Raw genomic sequence first — 23,381 nt, 5'->3', positions numbered from 1 at the left:
CGCATCCTCGGCTGTTTACGCTCGATCAGCGCTCTTGAAGCAGACTCTTAGCAGTCCAGTGGATTACGTTTTTCAGGATCGATGCCGAACTTGGTGATGGCTTCCGCCACGACCTTGGGTTCGATATCGCCACGATCAGCCAAGGCTTCCAGGGCGGCCAGCACCACGAAGTGGCGGTCTACTTCGAAGAAGTGACGCAGCTTCTTGCGGCTGTCGCTACGGCCGAAACCGTCGGTGCCCAGGACTTTGTATTCCTTGGTTGGAACCCACTGACGGATCTGGTCAGCGAACAGTTTCATGTAGTCGGTCGACGCGATCACCGGACCCTTACGGCCGTTGAGGCATTCTTCCACATAGGTCAATTGAGGCTTCTGACCTGGGTGCAGGCGGTTGTGACGCTCAACGGCCAGGCCGTCGCGACGCAGTTCGTTGAAGCTGGTCACGCTCCAGACGTCGGCACCGATGTTGAACTCGTCACGCAGGATCTTCGCCGCTTCGCGAACTTCACGCAGGATGGTGCCCGAGCCCAGCAACTGGACGTGGTGCGCCGCTTCCTTGGTGTCTTCTTCGAGCAGGTACATGCCCTTGATGATGCCTTCTTCCGCACCGGCCGGCATGGCTGGCTGGACGTAGGATTCGTTCATCACGGTCAGGTAGTAGAAAACGTCCTGCTGCTCTTCGAACATCAGGCGCATGCCTTCGCGAATGATGACCGCCAGCTCGTAGCCGTAAGTCGGGTCGAAGGTGCGGCAGTTCGGGATCGTTGAGGCCAAGATGTGGCTGTGACCGTCTTCGTGCTGCAGGCCTTCGCCGTTCAGCGTGGTACGACCGGCGGTGCCGCCGACCAGGAAACCACGGGTGCGGCTGTCGCCGGCAGCCCAGGCCAGGTCGCCGATGCGCTGGAAACCGAACATCGAGTAGAAGATGTAGAACGGAATCATCGGCTGGTTATGGTTGCTGTACGAAGTACCAGCTGCGATGAAGGACGACATGGCGCCCGCTTCGTTGATGCCTTCTTCGAGGATCTGACCTTTCTTGTCCTCGCGGTAGAACATCACCTGCTCTTTGTCGACTGGCTCGTACAGCTGGCCAACGGAAGAGTAGATGCCCAGCTGGCGGAACATGCCTTCCATACCGAAGGTACGGGCTTCGTCCGGGATGATCGGAACGATGCGCTGACCGACTTCCTTGTCCTTGACCAGCTGCGCCAGGATGCGCACGAAAGCCATGGTGGTGGAAATCTCGCGGTCGCCGGAGCCGTCCAGGATCGCCTTGAGGGTTTCCAGCGGCGGAGTCGGCAGGCTGAAGCTCTGCGCGCGACGCTGTGGCACGAAACCACCCAGCGCGGCACGACGCTCGCTCAGATAACGGGCCTCGGCGCTGCCTTCTTCCGGCTTGTAGAACGGCAGGGCTTCGAGCTCGGCGTCCTTGACCGGAATGTCGAAGCGGTCACGGAAGTGACGCAGGCTGTCGACATCGACCTTCTTGGTGTTGTGCGCGGTGTTCTTGGCTTCGCCGGCACCGGTGCCATAACCCTTGATGGTCTTGGCCAGGACAACGGTAGGCTGGCCCTTGTGGTTGACCGCCTGGTGGTAGGCCGCATAGACCTTGTACGGGTCGTGGCCGCCACGGTTGAGCTTCCAGATCTCGTCGTCGGACATGTCCGCGACCATCGCCTTGAGCTCAGGGGTGTTGAAGAAGTGCTCACGGACGAACGCGCCGTCCTTGGCCTTGTAGTTCTGGTACTCGCCGTCGATGACTTCGTCCATGCGGCGCTGCAGGATGCCGTCGACGTCCTTGGCCAGCAGAGGGTCCCAGAAACGGCCCCAGATGACTTTGGTCACGTTCCACTGGGCGCCACGGAACACGCCTTCCAGTTCCTGGATGATCTTGGCGTTGCCGCGAACCGGGCCGTCAAGACGCTGCAGGTTGCAGTTGACCACGAAAATCAGGTTGTCCAGCTTCTCGCGACCGGCCAGAGCGATGGCGCCCAGGGATTCCGGCTCGTCGGTCTCGCCGTCGCCCAGGAAGCACCAGATCTTCTGCTTGCCTTCCGGAATGAAACCGCGATGTTCCAGGTACTTCATGAAGCGAGCCTGGTAGATCGCCTGGATAGGGCCCAGACCCATGGAAACGGTCGGGAACTGCCAGAAATCTTTCATCAGCCACGGGTGTGGGTAAGACGACAGGCCTTGGCCGTCGACTTCCTGACGGAAGTTGTTCATCTGGTCTTCAGTGATACGGCCTTCCAGGAACGCACGTGCGTAGACGCCCGGCGATGCGTGACCCTGGAAGTAGATCAGGTCACCACCATGCTCGTCGGTCGGAGCCTGGAAGAAGTAATTGAAGCCGATGTCGTACAGCGTGGCACTGGAGGCGAAGCTGGAGATGTGACCGCCCAGGTCCGGGTCGTTCAGGTTGGTCTTTACGACCATGGCCAATGCGTTCCAGCGCACCAGCGAGCGAATGCGGCGTTCCATGAACAGGTCGCCAGGCATGCGTGCTTCGTGGGTAACTGGAATGGTGTTGCGGTATGGCGTGGTGATGGCGTACGGCAACTGCGAACCACTTCTGGTGGCCAGTTCGCCCATACGGGTCATCAGGTAGTGAGCACGGTCTTCGCCTTCTTTGTCGAGAACCGATTCCAGGGCGTCCAGCCATTCCTGGGTTTCGACGGGATCGAGGTCTTGCATGGCTTGCTCCAGGGCGGAAAGGCTTCCAGAATCGGTTGCCTGAGTTTGCGACTGGCCTTGTGGGCAGACGACATAAATTCTTGGATTACCGGCGGTTGCTCCGGCGGCGTGTAGTTTTACTACAAATCGGCGACCATTTCAGCCTTTCGGATTATTGGTCCAGTAGTGAAACTACACAGAAGCGACCAAATCGCTTCTGTCATGTTGTGAGATAAAACGTTACTGTTGAGCAGGATTGTGTGTTTTCAACGGGGATCTTGATATTCACTGCTGTGTGCATGGATTTTCAGGCAATTAATAACCTTTGTTCGACATTCCTCGGTGCTGCATGGCAGTTGCGGTCATGGCACGTAGCCACAGGCACGCCGAATCAGGATAGACCATGAGCCTTCCTTCGCTGACCGATTTGCCCGACATTCTGCTGCCGATCGTGACCAGAGCACGGCAGGCATTCCGCACTGCCGTTGCCGCCTTGTCAGACGAATCCGTGGCGTCCTTCGATAACTGGCCTCAGCCGCGCCTGCTGGCATTCGACCGAGTCTGCGCCGCCAGCGACTTCGTTTCCGAACAGGTTTGCCGCGATCCGCAGATGCTGCTGGAGCTGGCGGAATCCGGCGCTCTGGAGCGTAGCTTCGTTGCCGATGAACTGCGCGGCCAAATTGCCGAGGCGGTCCAGGCGGCAGACAGCGAGGATGAGTTGGGGCGTAATCTACGTCGTCAACGCATGCGGCATCAAGTGCGGATTATCTGGCGCGACCTCACCCGTCAGGCTGACCTGATCGAAACCTGTCGCGATCTGTCCGACATGGCTGATGCTTCCATCGACCTGGCTTATCAGTGGCTCTACGCCCGTCACTGTCAGCAGTTCGGCACGCCGACCGGCCGCCGCAGCGGTGAACCGCAGCACCTGGTGATTCTGGGCATGGGCAAGCTCGGGGCCGTGGAGCTGAATCTGTCCTCCGACATCGACCTGATCTTTGGCTATCCCGAAGGCGGCGAAACTGTGGGCGTCAAACGTCCGCTCGACAACCAGGAATTTTTCATTCGCCTGGGGCAGCGGCTGATCAAGGCGCTGGACCCGGTGACGGTCGATGGCTTCGTATTCCGCGTCGACATGCGTTTGCGGCCGTACGGCTCTTCCGGCGCATTGGTGCTCAGCTTCAATGCGCTTGAGCAGTATTACCAGGATCAGGGCCGCGACTGGGAACGTTACGCCATGATCAAGGCGCGCGTTGTCGGTGGCGATCAGGCGGCGGGCGGACAGCTGCTGGATATGCTGCGGCCCTTTGTCTACCGCCGCTATCTGGACTTTTCGGCCATCGAAGCGCTGCGCACGATGAAGCAGCTCATTCAGCAGGAAGTCCGCCGCAAGGGCATGGCCGAGAACATCAAGCTCGGTGCGGGCGGCATCCGCGAAGTCGAGTTCATCGCTCAGGCGTTCCAGCTGATTCACGGCGGTCGTGACCTGAGCCTTCAGCAGCGGCCGTTGTTCAAAGTGTTGAAAACTCTCGAAGGCCAGGGCTACTTGCCGCACGCCGTGACCGAGGAGCTGCGCGAAGGGTACGAGTTCCTGCGTTACACCGAACACGCCATTCAGGCGATTGCCGATCGCCAGACGCAGATGCTTCCCGACAATGAGCTTGATCAGGCACGTATCGCGTTCATGCTCGGGTATGCCGACTGGGCGACCTTCCATGAACGACTCATGCATTGGCGCAATCGGGTGTCCTGGCATTTCCGTCAGGTGATCGCCGATCCGGATGAAAGCGAGGACGACGGCGGCGAAGTGATTGTCGGCGGTGAATGGCTGCCGTTGTGGGAAGAATCTCAGAATGAGGATGCCGCCTGCCGCCAGTTACTGGACGCGGGTTTCGCCGACGCCGGCAAGGCCCTCAGGCAGCTCGCCAACCTGCGCGGCAGTCCGCAGTTGCGCTCGATGCAGCGGCTGGGTCGCGAGCGTCTGGATGCATTCATACCCAGACTGCTGGCCCAGGCGGTAGAGCACGAAAATCCCGATCTGGTGCTGGAACGCGTGCTGCCTCTGGTAGAGGCGGTCGCGCGGCGTTCGGCCTATCTGGTGCTGCTCACCGAAAACCCTGATGCTCTGCGCCAGTTGCTGACGCTGTGCGCCGCCAGCCCGTGGATCGCGGAGCAGATCACACGCTTCCCGCTGCTGCTCGATGAATTGCTCAACGAAGGTCGCCTGTTCAATCCGCCATTGGCCTTCGAACTGGCCGCTGAACTGCGCGAGCGGCTGGTGCGTATACCCGAGGACGATCTGGAGCAACAGATGGAGGCCCTGCGGCACTTCAAGCTGGCGCACCGCCTGCGGGTTGCCGCTTCGGAGATTACCGGCAGTCTGCCGTTGATGAGGGTGAGCGACTATCTGACATGGCTCGCCGAAGCAATTCTGGAGCAGGTGCTGGCGCTGGCCTGGCGGCACACGGTCGCCCGGCACGGTACACCGACCCGCCCCGATGGCACTTTGTGCGATCCGGGTTTCATCATCGTCGGCTACGGCAAGGTTGGCGGTATCGAACTGGGACACGGCTCGGACCTGGATCTGGTGTTCATCCATGACGGTGATCCACAGGCCGAGACCGACGGCCCCAAGCCTATCGATGGCGCGCAGTTCTTCACTCGTCTGGGGCAACGCATCATCCATCTGCTGACCACCCAGACCAACTCCGGCCAGCTCTACGAAGTGGACATGCGTCTGCGGCCGTCCGGCGCGGCGGGTTTGCTGGTCAGTTCGCTGGGCGCGTTCGCCCGTTATCAGGAAAACGAAGCCTGGACCTGGGAGCATCAGGCTCTGGTTCGCGCGCGCGTGCTGGTCGGCAGCCCCGATGTCAGCGCAGCGTTCGAGCAGGTCAGGGCCAGCGTGCTGGGGCGCGAGCGAGACCTGGCCAGGTTGCGCGCGGAGGTCAGCGAGATGCGCGCCAAGATGCGTGACAACCTGGGGACCCGCATCACGGCGGCGGGTACGGCGCCCAACGCATTCGAAGCGACAGTGCCGTTCGATCTCAAGCAGGACGCCGGTGGTATCGTCGATATCGAATTTATGGTGCAATACGCGGCCCTGGCGTGGTCCAGAGAGCATCCCGCGCTGGCGCGTTACACCGATAACATCCGGATTCTCGAAGGTCTGGAAACCGCCGGCCTGCTGCCCGACGCCGACGCCAGTCTGTTGCGCGAAGCCTATAAGGCCTATCGCGCGGCGGCCCATCGACAGGCCTTGCAGAAGCAGGCGGGTGTGGTTGGCGGGGATCAGTTTCATGCTCAGCGGCGTGAAGTGATACGGATCTGGGCGCAGATGGGGTTGAGCTGAATCCTGGCGTCTGCAGTGACGCTCTGTCGCTGGCAAGCATCCCGGTAGGAGCGCGCTTGCCCGCGACAGAGCGTAGGACAGCGCTATATAAAGCTATGACAGGGAGGCGGCGGGTTGTGTGAGAATGTCACGCGGCCTGACCGGCCTCCCTGGTCGTTTTGGAAGAACCATGAGAATTCTGATCGTTGGGCCGAGCTGGGTCGGTGACATGGTAATGGCGCAAACGCTGTTCCAGTGTCTGAAGCAGCGCCATCCTGAGTGCGAGATCGACGTGCTGGCCCCGGAATGGAGCCGCCCGATACTGGAACGCATGCCTGAGGTGCGAGCCGCGCTGAGTTTTCCACTGGGCCACGGCGCCCTGGAACTGGCGACACGCCGCCGGATCGGCAAAAGTCTGGCCGGGCAATATGACCAGGCGATCCTGCTGCCTAATTCGCTCAAATCGGCGTTGGTCCCATTCTTTGCCGGTATCCCGAAACGCACCGGCTGGCGTGGCGAGTTCCGCTACGGCCTGCTCAATGACGTGCGAACCCTCGACAAAGAGCGCTACCCGCTGATGATCGAGCGCTTCATGGCGCTGGCTTACGACAAAGGCGCCGAGTTGCCGCGCCCGTACCCCAAGCCAAGCCTGCAGATCGATCGCGTCAGCCGCGACGCAGCGCTCGCCAAGTTCGGCCTGACCCTGGACCGCCCGGTGCTGGCGCTGTGTCCCGGCGCCGAGTTCGGCGAGTCCAAGCGCTGGCCTGCCGAGCACTACGCACAAGTGGCTGACGCCAGGATTCGCGAGGGCTGGCAGGTCTGGCTGTTTGGCTCGAAGAAAGACCATCCGGTCGGCGAAACCATTCGCGAGAACCTGATTCCCGGTCTGCGCGAAGAATCTATCAACCTGAGCGGCGAAACTTCCCTGGCCGAAGCCATCGACCTGCTGTCCTGCGCCGATTCGGTGGTGTCCAACGATTCGGGCCTGATGCACGTTGCCGCCGCGCTGAACCGGCCGCTGGTAGCGGTCTACGGTTCGACTTCGCCGGGCTTCACGCCGCCTTTGGCCGATGAGGTGGAAATCGTCCGCCTGGGCATCGAATGCAGTCCGTGCTTCGACCGCACGTGCCGCTTCGGCCATTACAACTGCCTGCGCCTGCTGGAGCCGGACGTCGTGATCCGGGCGCTGGGCCGCATGGGCGCAACGCCGGTGGAGGTCGTCTGAACTTGCGGGTACTGCTGATCAAGACTTCTTCGCTGGGTGACGTGATTCACGCGCTCCCCGCCCTGACCGATGCGGCGCGTGCGCTGCCGGGTATTCGCTTCGACTGGGTGGTCGAGGAAGGTTTCGCCGAGATTCCCACCTGGCATCCGGCTGTCGACAAAGTGATTCCGGTGGCCATCCGCCGCTGGCGCAAAAATATCTGGCAGACGCTGAAGTCCGGTGAGTGGACGCGCTTCAAACACAGCATTCGGCAAACCCGCTATGACCTGGTGATCGACGCCCAAGGACTGTTCAAGAGCGCCTGGTTGACCCGATATGCGGATGCGCCGGTGGCCGGGCTTGATCGTCAGTCGGCACGCGAGCCGCTGGCCAGCCGTTTTTACGATCGTCCGATAGCGGTCGCTCGCGGCCAGCACGCGGTGGAACGTTTGCGGCAGTTGTTCGCTCAGGCGCTGGGTTACGAGCTTCCCACCGAAATGGGTCAGTACGGCCTCAAGCGACTGGACGCCGCCGACGATGCCGGCGCGTCGCCTTTTGTGCTTTTTCTGCACGGCACCACCTGGGACAGCAAACACTGGCCCGAGCTGTACTGGCGCCAGCTGGCCGAGCTGATGGGCGAGCGCGGGCTGCAAGTGCGTCTGCCATGGGGCAACCCGGTGGAAAAAGCCCGTGCCGAGCGTATTGCCGAAGGGCTGGACCACGCGCAAGTGCTGCCCAGGCTTAACCTGGCCGGCGTCGCCAGGGTGCTGGCCAGCGCGCGGGCCTGCGTGGCGGTCGATACTGGAATCGGGCATCTGGCCGCGGCGCTGGATGTGCCGACCATTTCGCTGTTCGGCCCGACGAATCCGGGGCTGACCGGCGCTTACGGCCAGTCGCAGGTGCATCTGGCTGCCGATTACCCCGGCTGCGCGCCCTGCCTGCAAAAGAAATGTACTTACCAGCCGACCGCTGAAGACCAGCGTCGGTTTGACGTGAAACGCGAGTGGCCCTTGTGTTTCACTCCATTGAATCCCGAGCGGGTAGCGAGCCAGTTGGGCGCGCTGTTGCTGGCAAAGGAACCTGTCTGATGCAATTGGCATTCGTGTTGTACAAATATTTTCCGTTCGGCGGTCTGCAACGGGACTTCATGCGCATTGCGCTGGAATGCCAGCAGCGCGGCCATCAGATCCGGGTCTACACGTTGATCTGGGAAGGCGATATCCCACCGGGTTTCGAGGTGCTGGTCGCGCCGGTGAAAGCCTTCTTCAACCATCGCCGCAACGAAAAGCTCAGCGCATGGATGGCGGCGGACCTGGCCCGACGTCCGGTCGACCGCCTGATAGGTTTCAACAAGATGCCGGGGCTGGACGTGTATTACGCCGCCGACGGCTGCTTCGAGGACAAGGCCCAGAACCTGCGCAACTCGCTCTATCGTCAGTGGGGCCGTTACCGTCACTTCGCCGAGTACGAACGTGCCGTGTTCGCCCGGGACGCGAAGACTCAGGTGCTGATGATTTCCGAAGTCCAGCAGCCGCTGTTCATCAAGCACTACGACACCCCGCTGTCGCGCTTCCATCTGTTGCCACCGGGTATTTCCCAAGACCGTCGCGCGCCGCCGGAAGCACCGCAGATCCGGGCCGAATTTCGCAAGGAGTTCGGGCTGGCCGATGACGACCTGTTGCTGGTGCAGATCGGTTCGGGCTTCAAGACCAAAGGCGTGGACCGCAGCCTCAAGGCGGTGGCCGCTTTGCCGGCAGAGCTGAAAAAACGCACGCGCCTGTTTGTAATCGGTCAGGACGACCCCAAGGTATTCCAATTGCAGAGCACCGCACTGGGCCTGGGCGACCACGTAACCTTTATGAAAGGCCGCAGCGATATCCCGCGTTTCCTGCTCGGGGCCGACCTGTTGATTCATCCGGCTTACAACGAAAACACCGGAACCGTACTGCTCGAAGCGCTGGTTGCCGGTCTGCCGGTGCTGGTCAGCGCGGTTTGCGGATACGCTCATTACATTGCCGAGGCCGATTGTGGCCGCGTGCTGGATGAGCCGTTCGAGCAGGCGCAGCTCAATCGTTATCTGGCCGGCATGCTTGAAGACCAGGAAGCGCGCCGCACGTGGAGCCGCAACGGGCTGGCCTACGCCGAGACAGCGGACCTGTACAGCATGCCGCAGCACGCGGCGGATGTGATTCTGGCGGAGCACTATCGATGAAACTGTTCCTGGCTGAACCGTTCAAGAGCCTGTGGGCGGGGCGCGACGCCTTCGTCGAAGTCGAGCGACTCGACGGCAAGGTGTATCGCGAACTCGAAGGCCGGCGCACGCTGCGCACCGAGGTCCAGGGCCGCGGCTATTTCGTGAAGATCCACCGGGGCATCGGTTGGGGCGAAATCGCCAAGAATCTCGCCACCGCCAAACTGCCGGTGCTGGGCGCGGGCAAGGAATGGGAAGCCATTGCTCGCCTGCAGGAAGTCGGCGTTCCGACCATGACCGCCGTGGCCTACGGCGAGCGTGGCGGTAACCCGGCGGCGCAACACTCGTTCATCGTTACCGAAGAGTTGGCGCCCACCGAAAGCCTGGAAGACCTGACCGTCAACTGGCGCACTGAGCCGCCCGAGCCTCGTTTCAAGCGTGCCTTGATCGCCGAAGTGGCGCGCATGGTCGGGATGATGCACCGAGCGGGCGTCAACCATCGCGATTGCTACATATGCCATTTCCTCCTGCACACCGACAAACCGGTGACCGCCGACGACTTCCGCCTTTCGGTCATCGACCTGCACCGCGCGCAAACGCGCCGTGCGATTACCCCGCGCTGGCGCAACAAGGATCTGGGTGCGCTGTACTACTCGGCGCTGGACATCGGACTGACCCGCCGCGACAAGCTGCGCTTTCTCAAAGGGTACTTCCTCAAGCCGCTGCGCGAGATCCTGACGCAGGAAGCCGCCTTGTTGGTCTGGCTGGAGCGCAAGGCTGAAAAGCTGTATCAGCGCAAGCTGCGCTACGGAGGCGCGCTCTGATGGCAGGCTGGATTCTGGAGCCTGAATACGACGCTCTCGCTGAGGACTTTGGCAGCCTGGATGCAGTATTCGCTCTGCAAGGCCAGCCGCTGACCCGCGATCCGCTTTCGGAAGTGATCCGCGTCGAGCGTGGTGGAATCAATTATTACGTCAAGCGCTACAACGGCGCGGGTAAAGGGTTGCGCCGTTATCTGGGCAAGCCCCGGGTCAAATCCGAGTGGCAGAATCTCAAACGTTTCGCCAAGTGGGGTATTCCCACTGCCGAAGTCGTGGCCTGGGGTCTGGAGCGCAATGGCGCGGCCTATGATCGCGGTGCGCTGATCACCCGAGAACTGCCCAATACCGAAGACCTGTCCGCAGTCGCCAAGCGCAAGGACCCGCGGCTGAATGACCGAGCCTGGGTCGACAGCATCAGCCGCCAGCTGGCCGCATGCACTCGGGCGATGCACGACCGGCATTTCACCCACAACGATCTCAAGTGGCGCAACCTGCTGGTCGACGATCAAGGCCGGTTGTTCTTCATCGACTGCCCCAATGGCGCGTTCTGGTGGAGCTTCATGCTGCGCTACCGGATAACCAAAGACCTTGCCTGCCTGGACAAGGTCGCCAAATATCACCTGTCGGCCACCCAGCGCCTGCGCTTTTACCTGCAATACCGGCAGCGAGCGCGTCTGAATGCCTCCGACAAAAAGCGCATCCGTCATGTCATCAGTTTCTTCGAGGGACGCGAATGAGCGTTTTCATTGCCAGCGCCGACCGGCAGTTGCTGGAGCGCCATGGTCTGGCGGATTTTCACGCGCTGTGGAACATGCAGCTGGATGCCGTTGATGAGCCCAATACCGGGCGCGGTGGCTGGAGCAGCGTCTATCGGCTGGACCTGGAAGGCCAGGGTTTCTACCTCAAGCGCCAGAGCAACTACCTGACCTACACGCTGCATCACCCGCTTGGCGAACCGTCATTTTCGCGGGAGTTTCGCAACATCAGCCGTTATCGGAAGCTCGGTATCCCCGCTTTGCAGGCAGCTTTCTACGGTGATCGTCGGGTAAACGGCGAGCGTCAGGCCATCCTGATGACCCGCGCGCTGGACGGCTGGACGGACCTCGATGCGATCCTGACGCGCTGGCACGAGCTGCCCGGTGGCGCCCGAGCCGCTATCCTCAGTGCATGCGGCGAGCTGGCGCATACGCTGCACGGCGCGGGGCAGATACACGGGTGTTTCTATCCCAAGCATATTTTTCTGCAGAACCAGGGCGACCGTTATCAGGCTCAGCTGATCGACCTGGAGAAAACCCGCCCGGCCATCTTTGGCAAGCGCGACCTGATCAAGGATCTGGAACCTCTGCTGCGCCGCGCGCCCATGTGGGGCGAGAGCGAGCGTCGTGAACTCCTGGCGGCTTATCTGCATGCCGCAGCTGACAGCGCGCAGGTCGACGGGTGGAATGCGCGGCTTGGCAAGCGTGGGCAGCACAAGCGCGACCATCAATACCGTGACCAGAAAGAGAATCGCTGATGCGTTTGTCTGAACTCAAGAATGCCGGACGCACTCCGGAACTGCCGATCAGCCTGACACTGGCCGACGCAGCCGGGCCGGCCGAACTGCAACTCTTGACCTTGCTGCGCGTGCTGCCTGGGCAACGCTACGTGGGCGCGGGCGTCTGGCGCGGCAGGCCGGTGCTGGCCAAGCTGTTGGTCGGCAGCAAGGCGGCGCGTCACTTTCAGCGAGAGCTGGCCGGGGTGCGCTTGCTGGCCGGGCAAGGCATGACTACACCTCTGCTGCTTGCCGACGGGTTGCAGGAAGGCGAAGGCGGCTGGCTGCTCTTCGAGTGGCTGGAAAATGCGCCGAGCCTCGGCGCTGCCTGGGCCAAGGTCGAACACCTGCCGCCGCTGGCCGATGAACAGCAGGCGGTGCTTGCCGAGGCGCTGACCGCCATCGCATTGCTGCATGCCAAAGGCTTGTGGCAGGAAGATCTGCACCTCGACAACCTGCTGCGTCATGCGGGGCAACTGTATCTGATCGACGGCGCGGGGATTTGCGTCGAACAGGCCGGGAAGCCGCTGTCACGGCAGAAAGTACTGGAGAACCTGGGTGTCTTCTTCGCCCAGTTGCCCAAGGCGTTCGAGCCGTTCACCGAAGAGCTGCTGGTGCATTATCTGTTGAGCAACGCCGAACATGGCTTGCCGATGGAAGCGCTGCAGAAGCAGATCGACAAGGTTCGCGGCTGGCGCCTCAAGGATTTCCTCAGCAAGACCGGGCGCGATTGCAGCCTGTTCAGCGTTACCGACAACGCTTCGCTGTTTCAGGCTGTCCGGCGTGAAGAGCAGGCGGCTCTGCTGCCGGTTCTGGAGCAGGCCGACGAGCTGGTGGAGCGCGGCCAACCGTACAAGACCGGTAATTCCTCAAGCGTCGCGGGGGTTGAGGTCGGCGGTCGTTCGGTAGTGATCAAGCGCTACAACATCAAGGATCTCAGCCACTGGCTCAAGCGTTTCTGGCGTCCGAGCCGGGCCGCGCATTCATGGCGCGAAGGCAATCGACTGATGTTCCTGGGCATCGCCACACCTAAACCACTTGCTGTGCGCGAACCGCGTTTCCTCGGTCTGCGCAGCAAGGCGTATCTGATCACCGAAACACTGAATGGGCCGAATATCATCGAACGTTTCGCGCCTTTCGTGGAATCGGGGGATGTGCCGGAGAGCGATCTGAAAGCGCTGGACCTGTTGTTCTCGCAATTGATTGCCGAACGCATCAGTCATGGCGACTTCAAGGGCACCAATATTTTTTGGGAAGAGGATCACTGGGCGCTGATCGACCTGGATGCCATGCAGCAGCACAGCAGCCAGGCTTCGTTTGCCGCGGCCTTTGCCCGCGACCGGGCGCGCTTCATGCGCAACTGGCCGCAGACCAGTGCGCTGCGCCAATTGCTGGAGCAGCGCTTGCCCTCGCAGGTATGAAACCAGGGCCCGGTGACGGGCCCGGTTTTTCGCTGTCAGGCCACGAACGTCAGGTTTATCCGCTCCAGTGCGTCTATCAGCGAATCGATGTCGTTGTAAGGCGTCAGATGCACGCCTTTCCAGCTGGGGCGCTCCACATAAAGCTTGCCGTCAGCGTTGGTCAGCACGGGCGTTCGCTGAATGCTGGTGTCGCGTGATCGGTGGACGACGGAGCGCATGCCGTCCTCCGCTTCTTCGATCACGAACATTCCCGGATGGCTCAGTCGCAGGGATGCAGGCAGTTGCAAAGGCTGACGGGTGGTTCGTACCGCTCCTGGCACTTCCATTTCTACCAGGTAATCGGCTTTGATGCGCACGGACTCGCTGGTCAGAGGGATTCTGACCGTTTCTCCCAGGTCGCGGGTGATCCTGTACTCGCCGGGCGGTACTTCCATGACACGCAGCCCGATGCCGCCTTCCAGTTCAGCGAGGCCCGGTACGAGGTTTTGGTAGGTGTTGGAGTGGCTATTGCCTACCAGAGCGATCCATTTGTGCGACCCCATGACTTCCTGATGCTTGCGGATGGTGAGCGATGCAAAGTAGTTCATCATCTGCTCGCGGGTCGTGGGAGCCTCTCCCGGAATTCCCTTGAGGTGGTAACTGGCCGCGCAGTCTATGGAGCGGATCTCAATGCCATGCTGCTGCGCTCTGATCACTAATCGCTCGAAGGTATAGACCCCGCTCGGATCGGTTCTATGGCCTCTATCAAGCTTTTTTAGATCATGCAGCAAGGTTTTGCTCATCTGGCCGGTTTCGAAGAAGCGATCCAGATCCGCCTGATTCAGGTCCGTCAACAAATGTTCCAGGTACAACGTCTTGACGTTCTGCTGCGACAAAGCAGGCAGGTTGTCGATGATCAATTGTTTGCTGGCCACCGATGAGTGCGTTTCGCCGATCACCACGCCATCAGTGTGCTGGTAAAGCCTTTCCAGGAAGTCGGCTTGAGGGATTTGCGGCTCGACGTCCGGCATTGTCGGGCGCGGCGGCAGTTCTGCGATAACGATATTGCGGGCATCTTTCTGAAGTCTGCTGCGCACTGCGAAGAATATTTCCTGGACCGCGTTGTGCTCAGGGTTGGTAATGAAGTAATGCTGATCAAGTCCTCTGCGCTCGAAATGCGCCAGCTCGTGTAGGGTTTTGCGGTATGCCACAGGCACTTCGTACTGGGCGTCCGCCAGTGACTGCTGGATCGAGGTCGGCGGGCTGGCGGGCAACCATTGCTCCGGTTCTATACGGTGCCAGCCATCGGCCTGGTCCCATCGAAACCCGTATTCGCCTGCCCAGCGTTCTCCCGCTTCGGTGCCCTGCGGCTTGCCCATTGCCTTGAGCAAAGCCAGATCGACCGGAGCGCTGGGGGGCAGAGCCGTCGGGGGCGCGATAATCAGCGGATTGGCGAACTCTACGGTGAAGTCCGTTGCCGCGGTACCTGGAGCCGCGGCCTTGATCCGCGTCGGACTTCCGGTCGCAACGTCCTGCACCTGAACGCTGGGTACACCTTCGAGTTCGGCAATGCCGGGGAGCCGACCCTGGGTGATCGCCAGCTTTTCGTCGAGCAGAGCCACCCAACGTCTCGTGGAATCGGCGAGCACATCGCCGGAAATGACCTTGTGACCGAAAAACAGGCTCATCTTCTGTCCTGCGGCCGCATCGTCGGCAGCCGTCGCGACAGGATGCCCGGCATGCGGATAGCTGATCGATGAGCTGAACGGGCGGACTTCGATGCCATGCCTGTGAGCAGCCTTGATCAGGTGGTAGTAGTCGTACTCTGTCGTCTTGTTGTCCAGAACCTTGTCATTGATGTGCTCCAGGTGGTCCTTGATTTCATGGGAGCCGGAGCGGGTCTTCTTGCCCAGCTGGCGATACTTGGCAAGTTTTGGCAGGTGCTTGTCGGTAAACAGGTGTTCGATGTACAGAATTTCGACCCGCTCCTTGGCCAGCAGCGGCATGTTCTGGATGAGGAGTCGTTTGCTGGCGACCGATTTTGGCGCTTCGCTCAGAACCAGACCGTTGCTGCCGGCAAACAGACGCTCCACTAGCGTGTCGACCGTTTCTCCGGGTGCCAGGGTTGGCAGCGGGGGGCGCGGCGGCAAAACCGGAGCGTCGAAAAATGTATCGGCGTCCCGATACAGGTTTTCCCGCAGCGCGGTGAATGTCTGGCGGATCTCCGTGAAGATGCTCTCGAAGTACTCCGGCTCTATTCCGACCGGGTCATAGACTTCTCCGGTAATGATGGTCTTCATGTGCTTGCGCAGCGATTCGGGCAGCTCGTAGTCGCTTTGTGTGGTGCTTCTGGCAGCCGCTTCTTCCTCGGCCAGCGGGCGATAGCTTGGCGGACTGTCCAGCCCGCCGCCCAGCAGCCCCGGACGGTCAGCGACCTGCCAGGCGCCTTGTTCGTCGAGGCGGACGGGCTGCTTGCCGAAAAATGCAAACGGGTTTTGCGGATCGATCACCTGCCAGTGGCGTATCTGCGCGTCGTATTGCACCTCGAAAGTCTTGCCGGACAGTTCGATGTAATACTTGCCGTCGACTATGCAGGTGCCTCTTGCATGGCCCTCGGTGAGGCGTGACACGTTTTCCAACGACAGGTCGACCTCGAACACTGCGCGCGCGCCGAACGGCGAAGTAGAAGCCGTGCCGGAAGGCGCAATCACAGGCTGTTTCGCAGCGCCGGGCTTGTTCATGCCTGCGAGGTAGCTTTTGGCCCCGGGTTTCGCGGCTATCGAAGATTTGTCGCGGAAGGTCTTGGGGTACAGATCGTCGTAGGAGGGCAATGAAAGCGCCCGCTGAACCGGGCGCGCGGCGGGGGAGGAAGGCGGAGCGATCTGGCGCGCCACGCTGCCGAAACCCTTGAGGCCTGAATGCAGGTCGCCGGCGGCCCCCAGGCTGTTGAGTATGGAGGTCAGGATGTAGGCGCAGGCAGCTTCGCTGTCTCCGTCGCGCAAGGACTGAAGTGCGCGCACGGAGTCATGCAGGGACAGCAGAACGCCCACGGCGAAGCTGGCTGGCGGGAAAGGCAGAGTCGCAACAGTGACTATCACCTCGACGCTGTTCCAGACCAGCGCCGAAAGCATGTCGCTACGCCCTTTTGTGGACTCCTTCACGTCACGCAGTTTGCGCAGCACCGGGCGGTTGAAGCAGGTGTCGGCAAAGTCGGAAATCGGTTCTTTGGGCAAAAAGGGCGCTTTGGCACCGTTGCCTTGCTGCATGTCTCTGAGGAAGAACGACAGGGTCTGGCGCGATGCGACACGGCATCGGTCCTTGTAGTAATCGGCCATGCCCGGCGTATTGAGCGACTCGGTGAAAGCGCTGAACGGACGGAACTCGACGCCGTCAGGCGCCTCTGGTGTGTACAGCACGGCCGCCTGCCGTATAGACATGGGAAGAACGGCAATACAACCCTGCACGGTTTCCACATGGGTCAGATGAGTGTCGGCGATGACGAGCTGATCGACACCTTCCAGCCGGGAGGCTATGAACGGCTTGTCTACATGGATCTGCAAGGGGTACAGCGGATACTGCTGGCGGGTTCGGGTGTCGCTCAGGTGCGCGTGGTTGATGGAGTCCCGTAGCCATTGATACCGGGCCTCGTCGATATGACCCTTGAGCAGGCTGCGCAAGGCGGCCCCTTTCATCTGCAACTGAGTCATCAGCAGACTGGTCTTGCGACGGTATTCATAACCCGTCGAATCACTGTCGAGCAGCGTAGTGCTGACCAGCTCGCAGTAGTCGTCGCCGAGCCATTTGCCACGCACCGAGGCAGCGACCTTTTCGGCCGAGAGTACTCGCAGATCCACGCCCGCGGGGCCTGAAAACGTTGCCTGTCGGTCGGCGGTGCTGCGGACCATGCCCAGGCTGTCGTCGTAACCGTTGAGCAACAGGTCCGTATAGGTCACTGTCTCACGTTCGGTCGTAACGATAATAAGGTCGGGATCTACGCTGCCAACAGGCACCCCGAGCAATTTGCTTATCTGGATGCTGGCCCGGTCATGCACGTAGTCCTTGAACGGCTGTATATAGGTGTGCAGCTTGGCCTCGTAGTTGCGGCGCGCTCCGTTGACCGCGTCTTCCAGAGCGAGCAGCTCCTGGCGCTGTTCGAGGCTGGCGTTTCTGAACCACTGGGGAGTGTGACGTTCCTGTTCCGACAGGGCGACGCTGGCATGTCGTTCGGCAAGATCCATCAGACCGTGATCGATGTCCGAAAGGCCGACCAGTTCCAGGAAGTCTTTGGCAGGTGAGGGCTTGAGCTTCAGCGCTGCCAGCTGTGAGGCCAGCGCCGGGCGGCTGTCGACCTCCACCTGCTCAAGCAGGTACTTGCACAGCTCGTCCGATTTCGACCAGCCGACCAGTTCGTTGAGAAGCTGGATTTCATTGTCGAACCCCCAGAAGCATCGGGACGACGGGGCATCCATGGCGATCATGATCAATCGCTGCAGCTGGCCGGTCTGGCTTTCCCTGCGAATGATCAGCAGTTTGCTCATCTCATGTCGGTGCAGCCTGACTCTCTGGGCGAGCAAGCTCAGCGCGGATGTGTCGGCCTGACTCATCGCTGTTTCGACTGTCGCCAGATCCTCGGCGCTGATATGGCCTTGCAGTTTTGCGGCATGGGCCAGCGCGTTGATCTGTCGGCCAGACAGGAAATGCATGAGCTGCAGGTTATGTTCTTTGCGGTATTGCGCTTGTTGAGACGTCCCGAAGGTTACCCGCAGGTCGAGTTCCTCTATGGCGCTGGCCAGCCAGGATGGGGTCAGGGACGAGTAATCGGACTGCAGCGGCGACTGGCCATGCATCAAGGTCGTGGTTTCCAGAAATTCCGAGCCCGCCGTGCGATCGCCGGGATGCAGGCCGTACAGGGCCAGTTCCGTCAGGGTACGGCTCACCGTATAGGGCTCACCGGTCACGGGCAGGGTTCGTCGAGTGATGGTCGTGATGGTATCCGGATCCAGGTCGTACCCCAGGTCATTGGCCAGGCGCAGGCTCAGCTGGGCCCTGGCGAATTGTTCCACGGATGCGGCGGCATTGAGGGTACGGGCTGTCACCGTACGAGCGTGATCGTATTGCTGAAGGCGCTCGGCATAAGCCTCCTGGTCTTCCTGTGCGGCAAATCTGAGCCAGTCCGGGAGGCTGCGACGGTATTGCTTCTCCAGATCGGCGAGTTCCCGTCGTTCCAGCATCGGGCCCGGGCCCAGAAGGACTGGCATGCCGATGGCATCCGCAAGGCGCTTGTGACGTGGCTTCCCGTCAAGCGGCAAGGCGCAGATGTAGCGGACGTCTGCACGCTGTCTGGCAAGCAAACGGTCGATGGCGTGCATGTAGGGAGAGTCGATGATTGGTGCGAGTATCAGGTCGGCCGCGGAGAAAGGCTCGACGTGCTGGTCCGGATCGCTGTCCAGCTCCGCCAGAAGGTCCTGATGACGCTGTTCTATGTTGTCGAGTACAGCACCTTTCAGGTCTGGATCGTTGAGCCACTGGACGAGTGTCTTGCGCAGGTCCGCCAGGCTGCTGAAGCCCGTCGCGCCGATACCAGGCAACACCAGCAGGATCTGGCCCTGCTCATGAACCATCACCAGCGCGCCCGCCACCTCGACCGGCTCGTCATCTGCAAGTTGCACATGCAGAGCGTAGTGCGTGGTTGGAACCATTTGCGGGCCGTCCACACGACGATGCAGAGAAGGCAGGCAAGCTTCATGCGCGGGTGACAGGTCGCGCTCGTGGATCTTGATCGTCAGCTCATCGCGCAAGGCCGATGGCATGGCGGACAGGAGCTTCTCGTATCGCGTCTCGCCCGATGCACTGGGCGCATCCCAGTAGGCGTCGAGTTGCCGCAGCAGGGCGGATGTCCGCTGTTCCACAAGGACGCTGTCCGAAGCGGCGACCGCGCTCAGGACCTCGTCAGGCACGGGCAGCGCTTGCAGCTCGGCTTGCAGACTGACGTTGAGCGCCCTGAGCCTGTCCAGAGCGGCTGAAGCAGCGGAGGAGGTATCGTCCAGGAGTCGTGAGGCAGGAAATATCGTTTGCATCGTTTTGCTTTCTATAGGAGCACTTCAGGTGCTGGGGTTTGATTGATTCCGGCGAGCCGGCAGTAATGGCGTTCAATCAATCAGAAACCGACGGACAAAAGGCATGCATAGTTATCGCACTGCAAAACAGAGGATCTGGCGCAGGGTCGCGTGTCGGGCAGGCTGCCGGTGATATTTCAGCCCGAGCCAAATCTTTGGCCGTTACGCTATAATCCCGCCCTTTAGCTGTCCCCGGTCGACCTTGCGGGGCACATATTTTCCGGGCGCTCGACGCCCGCATGCAGACTAAAGAGGCTAAACCCCAGTGGCATTGACGATCCTTGGCCTGTCCGGCGCCCTTAGCCATGATCCTTCGGCCGCGCTCTACATTGACGGCAAGCTGGTAGCAGCGGCCGAAGAAGAGCGCTTCGTTCGCGACAAGCATGCAAAGAACCGCATGCCCTACGAGTCTGCGAAGTTCTGCCTCGAACAGGCAGGCATAAAGCCTTCGGATGTCGATGTGGTCGCCATCCCGTTCGCCCCGATCAGCCTGTTCGGCAAGGCCCGCTGGCACTACGCCAAGCGTTACTGGTACGCCCCGGATCGCGCGCTTGATGCGCTGCTGATGGGCAACCGCCGCTACAAGCGTTATCGCAACAAGATCGTCTGGTGCCTTGAGCAACTGGGCTTCGATCCGAAGAAGATCAAGATCGAGCCGGTCGAGCACCACCTGGCCCATGCTTCCAGCGCCTACCACTGCTCCGGTTTCAAAGAGAAAACCGCGATCATGGGTATCGATGGCAAGGGCGAATACGCCACCACGTTCTTCGGTTATGGCGAGAACGGCAAGATCCACAAGATCAAGGAATTCTTCGATCCGGACTCGCTGGGCGGCCTTTATGGCGCGATCACCGAGTTTCTGGGTTTCGAAATGCTCGATGGCGAATTCAAGGTCATGGGCATGGCGCCGTATGGCGACGCCAGCAAGTACGATTTTTCGCGTCTGGCGACCTTCGAGAACGGCGAACTGGTGATCAACACCGAACTGGCCAACGTAATCGGCCTGCGTCGCTACAAAGAGAACGGCAAGGGTTTCTACTTCTCGCCGAAACTCATCGAATGGCTAGGCCCCAAGCGCGTTGGCGATGTGGCCGACGAGCCTTACATCCACTACGCCGCCAGCATGCAAGCGCTGTTTGAGAAGCTGGCGTTGCAGATGATGGACTATTACCTGGGCGACATCCTCAAGGAAACCGGCAAGATCGCCTTTGCCGGTGGCTGTGCGCTGAACGTCAAGCTCAACCAGCGAATCATCGCGCGCCCGGAAGTGAAGGAACTGTTCGTGCAGCCCGCTTCCGGCGACGCCGGTACCGCAGTGGGCGCGGCAGCGTATGTTTCCCACGCCCGTGGCGTGCCGGTTGAGAAGATGGAACACGTCTATCTCGGCCCGGCTTACAGCAACGAAGACGTCATCGCCGCCTGCGCTCGCCACCCGAGCAAGCCGGTGTGGCGCCAGATCGAGAATACCCCAGAGCGCATCGCCAAAATCATGGTCGAGGGCAACCCGGTCGCCTGGTTCCAGGGACGCATGGAGTTCGGCCCGCGTGCGCTGGGTGGTCGTTCGATCATCGGTTGCCCGAGCGTGGCCGGTGTGGCTGACCGCATCAACCACCAGATCAAGTTCCGCGAGCGCTGGAGGCCTTTCTGCCCGTCGATGCTCGATACCGTCGCGCCACAGATGATCAAGATCGATCACCCGGCACCGTTCATGACCTTCACCTTTGAAGTGGCTGAAGAGTGGAAGGCCCGCGTGCCGGAAGTCGTCCATGAAGACGGCACTTCCCGCGCCCAGGTGCTCAAGCGGGAATACAACCCGCGCTACTACGACATGATGAAGGCGCTGGAAGACCTGACCGGCAACGGCGTGTCGCTCAATACCTCGCTCAACCGTCGTGGCGAGCCGATGATCTGCTCGCCGACCGACGCGCTGAACATGTTCTTCGGCTCCGACCTGCAATATCTGATCATGGAAGACATTCTGGTGGTCAAGGACGGCGTGGAGACCTATGACGCGCTCGACTGAACGTCATGTGCTGCAGTTCTGTCACGGCTATGACGGGCCGTTTCTGGACTGCGCGCGTCAATACGCGAGTCTGTTCGCCGGCAAGGGCTACCGGGTAACCACGGTGTTCCTGACCGGCGCGTCCGACCCGGACGTCGTTGCCGACTGCGGGTCGGACGAAGTGCTGTTCCTGGGCTACAGCTCCAGCGCCATCCGCGGCCTGAAACTGGGCGCCATTCGCGACCTGCGGCGGATCGCGGCCTCGCGTCCGTTCAGCTTCTGCATCGCCCATCGGTTCAAGCCGGTCTACATCGCGACACTGGCGACACGTCTGCCCATCATCGGCGTGCACCACGCGATCGGCGATTACCAGCGACGCACTCGCAAGCTCTTCGCGCGCATGTTTCAGAAGCGCCTGAGCCTGCTTGGCGTATCCGACGCGGTACGCGATGACCTGCGCAAGCATCTGCCGCTCTGGCCAGCCGAACGTATCCAGACCCTGTACAACCGGGTCGATATCGAGCAGCTGCAAGGCAGCCAGTTCAGCGCCGAGGATGCCAGGGCAGAGCTGGGCCTTTCGCCCACCGCCTGGATCATCGGCAACGTAGGGCGGCTGCATCCGGACAAGGATCAGGCAACGCTGCTGCGCGGTTTTGCGCTGGCATTGCCGAACCTGCCTGAAAACAGCCAGCTGGTGATTCTCGGCAAGGGACGGCTGGAACAGTCTCTCAAGGATCTGGCGCTGGAACTGGGCATCGGCGCGCATGTGCTGTTCCTGGGACAAGTGCCCGAAGCTCGTCGTTATTTCAAGGCGTTCGACGTCTTTGCCTTGAGTTCGGATCACGAACCCTTCGGTATGGTGTTGCTGGAAGCCATGGTCGCCGGCGTTCCGTTGGTCGCCACGGCCTGCGGCGGTGCCAGGGAAGTGGTCGAGGGCGTCGGCCTGCTGTTCGGGCTGGGGGACGCCGAACGCCTGGCCCAGTGCCTGGTTCACCTGGCCGGGCTGGACGCCGGGCAGCGCCAGGCCTGTGCCGATCAGATGCTGGCGCGCCTGCGCGAGCGCTTTTCCGATCACGCCGTACGCGACGTTTTCTGGCGCTTGCCGCTGGTTACCCGCCTGATTCAGCAGGCGTAGCGCTGCAAGGAAAACAATGAAAGTCTTACTGCTCGTCCAGAAAGAACAGCGCGTCATCCTCGATCGGCTTTATGAAGGCATCGCCGCGCACAGCGAGTGCGAAGTGCGCTGGCTCAGCTCCGAGCAACAGCGCAACCTGCGTGGCTATTTCCGGCGTGAAGTGGACGTCACGCGCTATGACCGCATCGTCTTCTTCCTGCGCTTCAAGCAGGAAATCCGTCAAGCCGCCTTCATTCGCACGATTCCCAATCTGGTCATCCTCGAACACGACGCCTACCAGAACTACACTCCTGGCAAGTACAGCGGCAAGTTCAGCGCGCACTATCGCCAGATGCCGTGGGTACGGGTCATCTGCTCGGGTTTCGTGGTCAGCCAGCGGTTGCGTCAGGAAGGCTTCGATGCGGTGTTCGTGCCCAAGGGCTACGACCAGACCCTGCTGCAAGGCCAGGGGCGCGAGCGTGATATCGAGCTGGCCTTCGTTGGTAGCACCAAGAGTGGCGCCTATAGCGGGCGCAAGGCTCTACTGGACGAGCTGGCGCTTGTCGAACCGCTGGTCGTTACCCGAACCAACTCCGGCACCGAGTATTGCGAAACGCTGAACCGCATTCGCTTTTTCGTCGGCGCGGATGTAGGCATGGGCGAGTACATGATCAAGAACTTCGAGGCCATGGCGTGCGGCTGTGTGCTGCTGGCATACGACCAGGGCGATGAAGAGAACCGCGCCCTGGGCTTCGTCGATATGCACAACATCGTGCTCTACCGCGACGTGCCCCAGCTGCGTGAGAAGCTGGCCCGACTGCGCGAACAGCCGGAACTGGCGAGCGAAATCTCGCGCAACGGGCAGGCTCTGGTCGAGGAGCGTTTTACCTTCCATGCCCTTGGGAAAGCCATCGTTGAAGCGATGCGCGCGCCTCTGCGGGCCATGCCCTCAGCCAGCTGGATCGACCGTCTGCGGTCGCGCTGGCTTGGGTAAGCGGTTTT

13 protein-coding genes are annotated in these 23,381 nt (G+C 61.2%); 11 read left to right on the top strand and 2 right to left on the bottom strand.

Annotation, left to right across the window (positions count from 1 at the left end; all coding sequences use genetic code 11):
* Positions 1-47: 47 nt before the first annotated feature.
* The gene (gene aceE / locus J3P77_RS20390) at positions 48-2,693 is read right to left on the bottom strand and encodes a pyruvate dehydrogenase (acetyl-transferring), homodimeric type (protein ID WP_434678377.1); all 2,646 of its coding nucleotides are present in this window, start codon (positions 2,691-2,693) and stop codon (positions 48-50) included.
* A 382-nt stretch (positions 2,694-3,075) separates the two neighbouring features.
* Between aceE and glnE the strand changes: the two genes are divergently transcribed.
* The 8 genes from glnE (at position 3,076) to J3P77_RS20350 (ending at position 13,168) form a co-directional block, all read left to right on the top strand.
* Positions 3,076-6,021 (top strand): bifunctional [glutamate--ammonia ligase]-adenylyl-L-tyrosine phosphorylase/[glutamate--ammonia-ligase] adenylyltransferase, encoded by a 2,946-nt coding sequence (gene glnE / locus J3P77_RS20385; protein WP_434678376.1) that lies wholly within the window; start codon positions 3,076-3,078, stop codon positions 6,019-6,021.
* A gap of 169 nt (positions 6,022-6,190) precedes the next feature.
* Positions 6,191-7,225, top strand: a complete 1,035-nt coding sequence (waaF, locus tag J3P77_RS20380) for a lipopolysaccharide heptosyltransferase II (protein WP_434678375.1) — start codon at positions 6,191-6,193, stop codon at positions 7,223-7,225.
* Between the two features lie 2 nt (positions 7,226-7,227).
* Complete coding sequence (waaC, locus tag J3P77_RS20375) at positions 7,228-8,292, top strand: lipopolysaccharide heptosyltransferase I (RefSeq protein WP_434678374.1); 1,065 nt, start codon at positions 7,228-7,230, stop codon at positions 8,290-8,292.
* Positions 8,292-9,416, top strand: coding sequence for a glycosyltransferase family 4 protein (locus J3P77_RS20370; protein WP_434678373.1), 1,125 nt, complete (start codon positions 8,292-8,294; stop codon positions 9,414-9,416). The genes waaC and J3P77_RS20370 overlap by 1 nt, the downstream gene beginning before the upstream one ends.
* Entirely contained in the window at positions 9,413-10,219 is an 807-nt protein-coding gene (gene rfaP, locus J3P77_RS20365) for a lipopolysaccharide core heptose(I) kinase RfaP (RefSeq protein WP_434678372.1), read from the top strand. The genes J3P77_RS20370 and rfaP overlap by 4 nt, the downstream gene beginning before the upstream one ends.
* A complete protein-coding gene (locus tag J3P77_RS20360; protein ID WP_434678371.1) occupies positions 10,219-10,953 on the top strand; it encodes a lipopolysaccharide kinase InaA family protein in 735 nt (244 codons plus the stop codon). The genes rfaP and J3P77_RS20360 overlap by 1 nt, the downstream gene beginning before the upstream one ends.
* The gene (locus J3P77_RS20355) at positions 10,950-11,729 is read left to right on the top strand and encodes a lipopolysaccharide kinase InaA family protein (RefSeq protein WP_434678370.1); all 780 of its coding nucleotides are present in this window, start codon (positions 10,950-10,952) and stop codon (positions 11,727-11,729) included. Before J3P77_RS20360 ends, J3P77_RS20355 begins: the two co-directional genes overlap by 4 nt.
* Positions 11,729-13,168, top strand: a complete 1,440-nt coding sequence (locus J3P77_RS20350; RefSeq protein WP_434678369.1) for a lipopolysaccharide kinase InaA family protein — start codon at positions 11,729-11,731, stop codon at positions 13,166-13,168. Before J3P77_RS20355 ends, J3P77_RS20350 begins: the two co-directional genes overlap by 1 nt.
* A 35-nt stretch (positions 13,169-13,203) precedes the next feature.
* Here J3P77_RS20350 and J3P77_RS20345 read toward each other — a convergent pair whose 3' ends face one another.
* Positions 13,204-19,224 (bottom strand): dermonecrotic toxin domain-containing protein, encoded by a 6,021-nt coding sequence (locus J3P77_RS20345; protein WP_434678368.1) that lies wholly within the window; start codon positions 19,222-19,224, stop codon positions 13,204-13,206.
* Positions 19,225-19,528: 304 nt separating this feature from the next.
* Between J3P77_RS20345 and J3P77_RS20340 the strand changes: the two genes are divergently transcribed.
* From J3P77_RS20340 to J3P77_RS20330, 3 genes are read left to right on the top strand one after another with little or no spacing between them, the layout of a single operon-like run.
* Entirely contained in the window at positions 19,529-21,286 is a 1,758-nt protein-coding gene (locus J3P77_RS20340; RefSeq protein WP_434678367.1) for a carbamoyltransferase family protein, read from the top strand.
* Positions 21,270-22,400 (top strand): glycosyltransferase, encoded by a 1,131-nt coding sequence (locus J3P77_RS20335; protein ID WP_434678366.1) that lies wholly within the window; start codon positions 21,270-21,272, stop codon positions 22,398-22,400. The genes J3P77_RS20340 and J3P77_RS20335 overlap by 17 nt, the downstream gene beginning before the upstream one ends.
* A gap of 16 nt (positions 22,401-22,416) precedes the next feature.
* Positions 22,417-23,373, top strand: coding sequence for a glycosyltransferase family protein (locus J3P77_RS20330; protein ID WP_434678365.1), 957 nt, complete (start codon positions 22,417-22,419; stop codon positions 23,371-23,373).
* Positions 23,374-23,381: the final 8 nt, after the last annotated feature.

Origin of the sequence: Pseudomonas sp. R1-18 (assembly GCF_051132095.1) — a bacterium.
Classification (GTDB): domain Bacteria; phylum Pseudomonadota; class Gammaproteobacteria; order Pseudomonadales; family Pseudomonadaceae; genus Aquipseudomonas.
The sequence above is the reverse complement of the archived record's forward strand: the minus strand, read 5'-3'. Positions and strand labels throughout refer to the sequence as shown.

Bases quoted from the DNA above. Each gene is read 5' to 3' on its own strand.
- aceE (WP_434678377.1), bottom strand. From the start codon at position 2,693: ATGCAAGACCTCGATCCCGTCGAAACCCAGGAATGGCTGGACGCCCTG.
- glnE (WP_434678376.1), top strand. From the start codon at position 3,076: ATGAGCCTTCCTTCGCTGACCGATTTGCCCGACATTCTGCTGCCGATC.
- waaF (WP_434678375.1), top strand. From the start codon at position 6,191: ATGAGAATTCTGATCGTTGGGCCGAGCTGGGTCGGTGACATGGTAATG.
- J3P77_RS20370 (WP_434678373.1), top strand. From the start codon at position 8,292: ATGCAATTGGCATTCGTGTTGTACAAATATTTTCCGTTCGGCGGTCTG.
- rfaP (WP_434678372.1), top strand. From the start codon at position 9,413: ATGAAACTGTTCCTGGCTGAACCGTTCAAGAGCCTGTGGGCGGGGCGC.
- J3P77_RS20360 (WP_434678371.1), top strand. From the start codon at position 10,219: ATGGCAGGCTGGATTCTGGAGCCTGAATACGACGCTCTCGCTGAGGAC.
- J3P77_RS20355 (WP_434678370.1), top strand. From the start codon at position 10,950: ATGAGCGTTTTCATTGCCAGCGCCGACCGGCAGTTGCTGGAGCGCCAT.
- J3P77_RS20350 (WP_434678369.1), top strand. From the start codon at position 11,729: ATGCGTTTGTCTGAACTCAAGAATGCCGGACGCACTCCGGAACTGCCG.
- J3P77_RS20345 (WP_434678368.1), bottom strand. From the start codon at position 19,224: ATGCAAACGATATTTCCTGCCTCACGACTCCTGGACGATACCTCCTCC.
- J3P77_RS20335 (WP_434678366.1), top strand. From the start codon at position 21,270: ATGACGCGCTCGACTGAACGTCATGTGCTGCAGTTCTGTCACGGCTAT.
- J3P77_RS20330 (WP_434678365.1), top strand. From the start codon at position 22,417: ATGAAAGTCTTACTGCTCGTCCAGAAAGAACAGCGCGTCATCCTCGAT.